Origin of the sequence: Pseudoalteromonas sp. SG43-1, assembly GCF_014164415.1 — a bacterium.
GTDB classification, from domain to species: Bacteria; Pseudomonadota; Gammaproteobacteria; order Enterobacterales; family Alteromonadaceae; genus Pseudoalteromonas; species Pseudoalteromonas distincta.
Map to the genome: position 1 here is coordinate 39,113 of NZ_JACJFD010000034.1, position 8,017 is coordinate 47,129.

Annotated in this window: 8 protein-coding genes; 5 read left to right on the forward strand and 3 right to left on the reverse strand. The window is 40.1% G+C overall.

Translation table 11 applies throughout. From position 1 onward, the window contains the following. The first annotated feature begins 19 nt into the window (after window positions 1-19). From pcnB to H5159_RS18760, 5 genes are read left to right on the forward strand one after another with little or no spacing between them, the layout of a single operon-like run. On the forward strand, window positions 20-1,501 hold the full coding sequence (pcnB, locus tag H5159_RS18740; protein ID WP_220488901.1) for a polynucleotide adenylyltransferase PcnB: 1,482 nt from the start codon (window positions 20-22) through the stop codon (window positions 1,499-1,501). Between the two features lie 4 nt (window positions 1,502-1,505). Continuing rightward, complete coding sequence (folK, locus tag H5159_RS18745; RefSeq protein WP_024597168.1) at window positions 1,506-1,991, forward strand: 2-amino-4-hydroxy-6-hydroxymethyldihydropteridine diphosphokinase; 486 nt, start codon at window positions 1,506-1,508, stop codon at window positions 1,989-1,991. A gap of 30 nt (window positions 1,992-2,021) precedes the next feature. After that, window positions 2,022-2,816 carry a 3-methyl-2-oxobutanoate hydroxymethyltransferase gene (gene panB, locus H5159_RS18750; protein WP_182780827.1) on the forward strand — a complete coding sequence of 265 codons (795 nt, stop codon included), beginning with the start codon at window positions 2,022-2,024 and terminating at the stop codon, window positions 2,814-2,816. Further along, complete coding sequence (panC, locus tag H5159_RS18755; RefSeq protein ID WP_138489570.1) at window positions 2,816-3,664, forward strand: pantoate--beta-alanine ligase; 849 nt, start codon at window positions 2,816-2,818, stop codon at window positions 3,662-3,664. The genes panB and panC overlap by 1 nt, the downstream gene beginning before the upstream one ends. A 33-nt stretch (window positions 3,665-3,697) precedes the next feature. Then, window positions 3,698-3,934, forward strand: coding sequence for a hypothetical protein (locus tag H5159_RS18760; RefSeq protein WP_024597166.1), 237 nt, complete (start codon window positions 3,698-3,700; stop codon window positions 3,932-3,934). Between the two features lie 70 nt (window positions 3,935-4,004). Here H5159_RS18760 and H5159_RS18765 read toward each other — a convergent pair whose 3' ends face one another. The 3 genes from H5159_RS18765 to phoB all read right to left on the reverse strand — a co-directional run bounded on the left by H5159_RS18765 (window position 4,005) and on the right by phoB (window position 7,151). After that, a complete protein-coding gene (locus tag H5159_RS18765) occupies window positions 4,005-4,973 on the reverse strand; it encodes a PstS family phosphate ABC transporter substrate-binding protein (protein WP_002962686.1) in 969 nt (322 codons plus the stop codon). Between the two features lie 115 nt (window positions 4,974-5,088). Beyond that, a complete protein-coding gene (gene phoR, locus H5159_RS18770) occupies window positions 5,089-6,396 on the reverse strand; it encodes a phosphate regulon sensor histidine kinase PhoR (RefSeq protein ID WP_002962688.1) in 1,308 nt (435 codons plus the stop codon). Window positions 6,397-6,461: 65 nt separating this feature from the next. Continuing rightward, entirely contained in the window at window positions 6,462-7,151 is a 690-nt protein-coding gene (gene phoB / locus H5159_RS18775; protein ID WP_006791869.1) for a phosphate regulon transcriptional regulator PhoB, read from the reverse strand. Window positions 7,152-8,017: the final 866 nt, after the last annotated feature.

An 8,017-nucleotide genomic window follows, 5' to 3' on the forward strand; every position in this document is an offset into this window, starting at 1 on the left:
ATGATAGCCGCCTAAATATATGCTAATTACGTCAAACAGCTTGTACTGGGTTATAACCGCCCTATTTGCTGTAACTTTTGATTGCGATGCAGAGTCAATCACACCTTCTAGGAGACAGACTATTATTTCCAAGCTTTTTCAATTTTGCCGACAAATAATCGGCCCGAATACCAGTGCCGAAAGCGCTTCTGTAAGCAGTGAACCTATTGTTGTCACTCGTGGTGAGCATGGTATTTCTCGCAAACAATTTAGCCCAAATGCAATCAAAGTATTATACCGCTTAAAAGACGGTGGCTACGATGCCTACCTTGTTGGTGGTTGTATTCGCGATATATTGTTAGGCCAACAGCCAAAAGATTTTGACGTAGTTACTAATGCAACTCCAGATCAGGTAAAAAAACTATTTAGAAACTGTCGCCTGATAGGTCGTCGCTTTCGTCTAGCACACATTGTATTTGGTCGTGAAATTATCGAAGTGGCAACAATGCGTGGCCACCACGAAGCGCAAGAAGACAAAAATCAAATAAGCCAATCAAGCAATGAGGGCCAACTACTACGTGATAACGTATTTGGCAGTATTGAAGAAGATGCAGAGCGCCGCGACTTTTCAATCAACGCACTTTATTACTCAATTAAAGATTTTAGTATTCACGATTACGCCAACGGCTTAGCGGCAATTAAAGCTAAACAAATCGAGCTTATTGGCGATCCTGAAACGCGTTACCGCGAAGACCCTGTTCGTATGTTACGTGCAGTACGTTTTGCCACTAAGCTTGATATGAGCATTGCGCCTAAAAGTGAAAAGCCAATTAGCGAGCTTGCAAGCTTGCTTGATAACATTCCGCCAGCACGTTTATTTGAAGAAATTCTTAAACTGTTTTTAAACGGCAAGGCCGAAGTTAACTTTTTAATGCTGCGTAAATACGGCTTATTCCGCTCACTTTTTCCTGAACTTGATAAAATTTTAGATAAAAATCCAAGTGGCTTAGAGCACACGCTTATTCAGCAAATGTTTCAAAATACCGACAAGCGTATTAATGCCGATAAAAAAGTAACACCGGCGTTTATTTTTGCTGCCCTACTTTGGTTCCCACTGCTTGAGCGCACTAAAAAAATTCAAAGCCAAGAGCAATTATCTGAATACGATGCTTTCGCACAAGCAATGAATAAAGTACTAAGCGATAATTCACAACATATAGCTGTTCCTAAGCGCTTTACTTTAGGTGCTCGCGATATTTGGCATATTCAGCACCGCTTAGATAAACGTGCTGGCCAACGTGCATACAGACTAACGCAACAGCCTCGCTTTAAAGCCGCTTACGACTTTTTATTATTACGCGTAGATGCAGGCGAAACACAGCATACAGAGCTTGCTCAGTGGTGGACACAATACTTAAGTAAAGATATAAACGGCCAAAAAGAGATGGTTAAAAGCTTAGGCCATCAAGGTGGCCCTAAGCCGCGAAAGCGCCGTCGCCCTACTAAAAAGCCAACTGAGTAATAACATGCATTGTGTTTATTTGGGTTTAGGTGCCAACCTAAACTCACCAAAAGAGCAGCTTGATAACGCGATAATTGCGCTTAAAAAGCTGCCTAATTGTGAATTTGTAAACGTATCGCATTACTATGCAAGTAAGCCTATGGGCCCACAAGATCAACCAGACTATATCAATGCCGTAGCCTGTATTAAAACGACCCTTGCTCCAGAGCAATTACTTGATTTAACACAAAGTATTGAGCTTGAGCATGGTCGAGTAAGAAAAGCTGAGCGTTGGGGTCCACGCACACTTGATATCGATACCCTATTATTTGATGATCAAATTATAAATACGGCGCGCTTAACCGTGCCTCATTATGGTTTGAGTGATCGCGAGTTTGTGGTTTACCCACTATTAGAGCTTGCACCTGAACTTATTTTACCTAGCGGCATTGCATTAAAAACCATTGCAAATAACTTACCGCTCAACGACTTACAACAATTACCTCTGTAATTAACCTAGGCTTTTGCCTGCGAGGATATTATGTCTAAAATAACCGTTTCTACTTTAAATAAAATGAAAGCAGAAAATAACAAAATTACTGCATTAACAGCCTACGACGCTAGTTTTGCAAAGTTATTTCATGATAACGGCGTTGAAGTTATTTTAGTGGGCGACTCATTGGGCATGGTACTACAAGGCGGCGATGACACCCTTGGCGTAACAAATCAAGATATTGCATATCATACCCGCTGTGTACGCGCTGGTAGCCGCGAATTATTTGTAATTGCTGACTTACCTTTTATGACCTACTCAAGCGTTAGTGATACCTGTAGAAATGCAGCTGAGCTTATGCGCGCTGGCGCAAACATGATTAAACTTGAAGGCGGAGAGTGGCTTTACGAGAGCATTAAAGCACTCACTCAACAAGGTATCCCAGTTTGCGGGCATTTAGGCCTTACACCACAGTCAGTTCATGTATTTGGTGGCTTTAAAATACAAGGTCGCGAAGAAGATAAAGCACAAAAAATGATTGATGATGCGAAAGCACTTGAAGCTGCTGGCGCGCAATTATTAGTACTTGAGTGTATTCCAAGTGCCCTGGCAAAACGCATTACAGACGCTTTAAGTATCCCAACTATTGGTATTGGTGCAGGCAGCTTAACTGACGGCCAAATACTGGTAATGCATGACCTGGTTGGTATTTCGGCAGGTTACATTCCTAAATTTTCTAAAAACTTTTTGCTCGAAACAGGCAATATGCCTGCAGCCGTTCAAAAGTACTGTACAGATGTTAAAAGTGGCGCATTTCCAAGCGCTGAACATGAGTTTAAATAATGCAATCAATAACTGAAATCAGATCGTTACGTAGTCAAATTAAAGCATGGCGCCAAGCAGGTCTTAGCGTGGCGCTTGTGCCAACAATGGGCAACTTGCACCGTGGGCATTTTTCGCTAGTAGAAAAAGCAAAAAACTTGGCCGACAAAGTCGTTGTAAGTATTTTTGTAAACCCAATGCAATTTGGTGCTAACGAAGATTTAGATAACTATCCTCGTACGCTAAACGAAGACAAACAAGGCCTTGCTGAACTAGGCACTGATATTGTATTTACCCCAAGTGTAGAAACAATCTACCCTAACGGACTGGGTGCACAAAGCTTTGTAGATGTACCTGACATTTCATTAGGCTATTGCGGTGGCTCACGTCCAGGTCACTTTAGAGGTGTTGCAACAATCGTAACTAAGTTATTTAACTTAGTGCAACCAGATTACGCCTGCTTTGGTGAAAAAGATTTTCAGCAACTACAAGTAATCAAAACTATGGCACGCGACTTATCAATTCCGGTTGAAGTTATTGGTGTACCTACAATGCGAGAAGTTTCTGGCCTTGCTATGAGCTCACGTAATGGTTACTTATCTGATGATCAAAAAGCGACTGCAACCGTATTATTTAAAGCCCTTAATACGTGCGCTGAGCAACTTAAAAGTGGCGAGAAAGACTTTGTAAAACTTGAAAGCTTAGCTAAACAAAGTTTAGAGCAAGCAGGCCTAAAACCAGACTATTTTGAGATTGCTCAACGAGATACATTAAAAACTGCTACAATCGAAGATACTCAATTTGTTATTTTAGCCGCAGCCTATTTTGGTGGTGTTAGATTGATCGACAATATCCAAGTCGAAATTTAATATTATTGCGACTCCATTTTAAGGATAAGAAGCATGCACACTTTAATAAAAACAAGCGTAGTCGCCCTTACTTTTGCACTATTGGCAGGTTGTCAAAACCAAGTTGAAAACCCTGAAATGAATCAGTGTGCTCAACAAAACTACCAGTGTGAAAGTAGTTGTGAACAGCAAACAACTGCTGAGGGCTTAAAGCAACAAGTATGCTCTGGCAAATGTGTTGAGAGCTATAATCAATGTAAAGCACAAGCCGAAAAATTAGGTAATATTTAATTCCTTAAAGTTTTTAGTTTTAGGCACAAAAAAACCGCTCAATGAGCGGTTTTTTATTGCTTATAGTTTATTAATTTAAACCAAGCTTCTTAAGTTCTGTTTCTACTAGCTTTGCAGAAAGTGGTACATAACCATCTTTTTCTACAATTTGCTGACCATCTTTTGAAAGTACCATTTTTAAGAATTGCGCTTCCATTGGAGACAACGGCTTGTTTGGGTGCTTATTCACATAAAGGTATAAAAAGCGAGATAATGGATATTTACCTTGTGCAACGTTATCAAGTGTTGCATCAACAAAGTTATCGCCTTTTTTAGCTAGCGGTACTGTACGTACGCCCGATGTTTTATAACCAATACCTGAGTAACCAATTGCATTTAATGAAGATGAAATTGACTGTACTACTGATGCAGAACCCGGTTGCTCATTTACGTTATTACGGAAATCACCTTTACAAAGTGCTTTCTTTTTAAAGTAACCATACGTACCTGATACTGAGTTGCGTCCGTAAAGTTGCACATCTTTAGCTGCCCAATCCCCTGTTAGACCAACATCGCTCCAGCGGTTAACTTGCTCTGGTGCGCCACATTTTCGAGTAGATGAAAAGATAGCATCTACTTGGTCAATACGAAGACCTTCAATTGGGTTATCTTTATGTACAAATACAGCAAGTGCATCAATAGCTACGCGAACTTCTGTTGGCTTGTAACCGTAACGTTTTTCGAACGCTTCGATTTCTTTAGATTTCATTTTACGGCTCATTGGACCTAGGTTAGCTGTACCTTCGGTAAGTGCCGGTGGAGCAGTAGAAGAACCTGCTGCTTGAATCTGAATATTTACATTTGGGTAAATACGTTTGTACTCTTCAGCCCAAAACGTCATCATGTTGGCTAAAGTGTCAGAACCTACTGATGAAAAGTTGCCTGAAACACCACTAATTTTTTGATACTCAGGAATATTTTGGTCTAGAGCAACTGCTTGTGCAGATACGAAAGTTGTAACAGCCACACCCATTGCGGCAACTAAGTTTTTAAATTTCATGTAGAGTTCTCCGGTTTGTTCGTTCCATTTTCTAACTGCTGCCCACTCTAAAGTGAGTACATGACAGTTACATTACTCTTAAATGACACTTTTATGACTTGACCTATTAGCTTAATTATTTAGTCAGCGAAACTATCTTATCTATTGAAAATTCAAAAGAAAAACACGATCCTTTGTTAACTTCACTGCGAATATTTAATTTACTATCATGGCGAGTTAACACATGTTTTGTTATAGCGAGCCCTAAGCCTGAGCCACCTGTTGTTCTACTGCGAGCTTTATCAACACGATAAAAACGCTCAGTTAATCGGTTAATATGCTCAGGCGCAATACCATCACCATTATCGGTAACACTAAAACACGCTTTATTGTTTTTGCGCTGCCAGCAAACTTCTACTTTACCGCCTGGTTTTGTGTAATGAATCGCGTTGAATACTAAATTAGAAAACGCACTACGCAGTTCATCCTCAGAGCCTTTAATATCAAGGGTTTTATCAATATCAAAAATAAGTTCGTGGCCTTTGTCTTGATTAATTGAGTTTGCTTCAGTGTGAATATAACCAAGTAATTGCGGCACATTTATAGCTTTATCATTGTCTTGGCGACGAGCACCTTCAATACGCGAAAGCGATAGTAATTGGCTGACTAAGCTATCCATGCGCTTGCATTGTTCAAGCATAGTATTTTGCGCTTTGTTCCACATTGCTGGCGGCGGCATCATGTCGCCATCCATCATCTCAAGATACCCTGTAACCACTGTAAGCGGTGTACGTAGTTCATGCGACACATTGGCTACAAAGTCTTTACGCATCTGTTCAAGCTGTTTTAAGCGCGTTACATCACGCACAACAACCATAAGTTGCGTACTTGCATATGGCATTACCCTAAACTCAAGCACCTGCTCAATACTATGACCATTATCCAGCTCAAGCGCATCGTCAAATTCGCCTTTGTGCATGTATTTAGCAAACTTAGGTTCGCGAATTAAATTATCAAGGCGCTGACCATGATCGGTAGGCCACTGCAAACCAAGCACTTTAAGGGCTAGTTGATTACACCACACAATACTTAAATCATTTTGTAATACCACAACCGCATCAGGTACCGCTTCAGCCCCATCGCGAAAGCGACGAATTAAATCTGCAAGCTCATTACGTTTTTTACGATTACGGTGCTGGAGATGGTAAATACCTTCAAACACTTGCTCCCATGCACCCTCACCCTCTGGTGGATTAAAGCTGCGTTGATTAAGTAGCCAATCGCTCAAACGATAAAGTTGATGGTAGTGCCAAATAAGGAGGGAAAAAGATCCTAAAAATAAAAGCAAAAATGGCGCGCCAACCAGCACACCAATTAATAGTAAGGGTAAAAAATAGATAAACAGGCGCTTTACTAACGCCTGCTTATTAACAACTCGATACATACACTCACTTTACCTTAGAGTAGTAATACATGCGTATTTTACACATTAGCTAAGCTTTAAGCTGATCACAGCTTACTTGAAAAACGATACCCAGCGCCACGTACTGTTTGCACCAAACGGTCATGTCCAAGTGGGCCAATTGCTTTACGGAGGCGACGAATGTGAACATCAACAGTGCGATCTTCTACGTAAACGTTAGTTCCCCACACATGATCAAGCAGTTGTTCACGGCTATAAACACGCTCTGGGTGAGTCATAAAAAAGTGCAGTAATCTAAATTCGGTTGGCCCCATATCAAGCTCGTTACCTTCTGAGGTAACACGATGAGAAATAGGGTCTAAACGCAGGCCATGTACTTCAATAGCTTCTTCTAATGAGGTTGGCGATACACGGCGAATAACCGCTTTAATACGTGCCATAAGCTCTTTAGGAGAAAACGGCTTGGTGACGTAATCATCTGCACCTACTTCAAGGCCGCGTACTTTGTCTTCTTCTTCGCCGCGAGCTGTAAGCATAATAATTGGGATTTGGCGGGTGTGTTCGTTTTGCTTAAACTTTTTAGCAATTTGAATACCGCTTCCACCTGGTAACATCCAATCAAGTAAAACCATATCTGGGTAAGGTTCAACCATAGCTGCAATAGCAGAGTCGTAATCTTCTGCTTCAATTGCTTGAAATCCATTTTGCTCTAAAACAAAAACCAACATCTCCCTGATAGGAGCTTCGTCATCTACGACTAGTACTTTACGTGACATTCCAATTTATCTCTTACGCTATCGAATTAGTTTTCATTATTATGACTAAGTATGACATTTTTATGAAAGTGTAACGTGTAAATTAAAATGGTGGTAAAAAAAACACAAATTAGTGACAAAAAACCTCATTAACGTCATATTTTTAAAACCTTTTTAATATTTAACGTAATAAAAAGAGATTTACGATAAATTTATGTAATAGCTAACTTTTTAAAATTATCTTTTTTGTATCGCTATTTAAACCACTAAACAATATTAAACTAGCTGGGATCATTGTTTTACTAACCAAGACATTTTTACAGATCGATCGTTTAAAAGTAGCTTTAAAGCCCTTTTAAAATCAACAAACCCGCCTGTGTAACAAACAATACGCTCAAAAATAGATCTAAATTTTACTAAGCTCCAAATAAAGGATCAGATTTTTACCAAGCCGATCAACCCTCAGATCAGAGTTGTACCTAGTCAAAGCCATAAGTTGTTGATTGTTTGTACAAATAAATAACGATCAAATTATCTCAGAACCCATATATAGCATTAAAGTGTATTTGGCTTAGTAAAGTAATGATCCGAAAAAGGCTGTGTTAGTAAATGCGTGATCCCAAAATTCCGCGTTGGTAATGCAGTGATCTGATCAAAAAACCGTAATCTGTAATATAAAAAGGGCTGACATTAAAAAAGCCAGCAACAAAGTTACTGGCTTAGGGCCTGTTGACCTTTCTGGACTAAAATTTGTTCAATCTAGGGGCGATTTAATCGCGGCGTGAGGTTTGTAACCTAGCGGGCTAAGTAAAAACCGAGCAAAGCTTCCGCGTCCTGCTCACGCCCCTTACCTACATCCATGTAGGCAACAAAGAGTAAATTGCCCC

What these genes read in the sequence shown, in the direction of transcription:
- H5159_RS18765 (WP_002962686.1), bottom strand. Translation starts at nt 4,973, where the DNA reads ATGAAATTTAAAAACTTAGTTGCCGCAATGGGTGTGGCTGTTACAACT.
- panB (WP_182780827.1), top strand. Translation starts at nt 2,022, where the DNA reads ATGTCTAAAATAACCGTTTCTACTTTAAATAAAATGAAAGCAGAAAAT.
- phoB (WP_006791869.1), bottom strand. Translation starts at nt 7,151, where the DNA reads ATGTCACGTAAAGTACTAGTCGTAGATGACGAAGCTCCTATCAGGGAG.
- H5159_RS18760 (WP_024597166.1), top strand. Translation starts at nt 3,698, where the DNA reads ATGCACACTTTAATAAAAACAAGCGTAGTCGCCCTTACTTTTGCACTA.
- folK (WP_024597168.1), top strand. Translation starts at nt 1,506, where the DNA reads ATGCATTGTGTTTATTTGGGTTTAGGTGCCAACCTAAACTCACCAAAA.
- panC (WP_138489570.1), top strand. Translation starts at nt 2,816, where the DNA reads ATGCAATCAATAACTGAAATCAGATCGTTACGTAGTCAAATTAAAGCA.
- phoR (WP_002962688.1), bottom strand. Translation starts at nt 6,396, where the DNA reads ATGTATCGAGTTGTTAATAAGCAGGCGTTAGTAAAGCGCCTGTTTATC.
- pcnB (WP_220488901.1), top strand. Translation starts at nt 20, where the DNA reads ATGCTAATTACGTCAAACAGCTTGTACTGGGTTATAACCGCCCTATTT.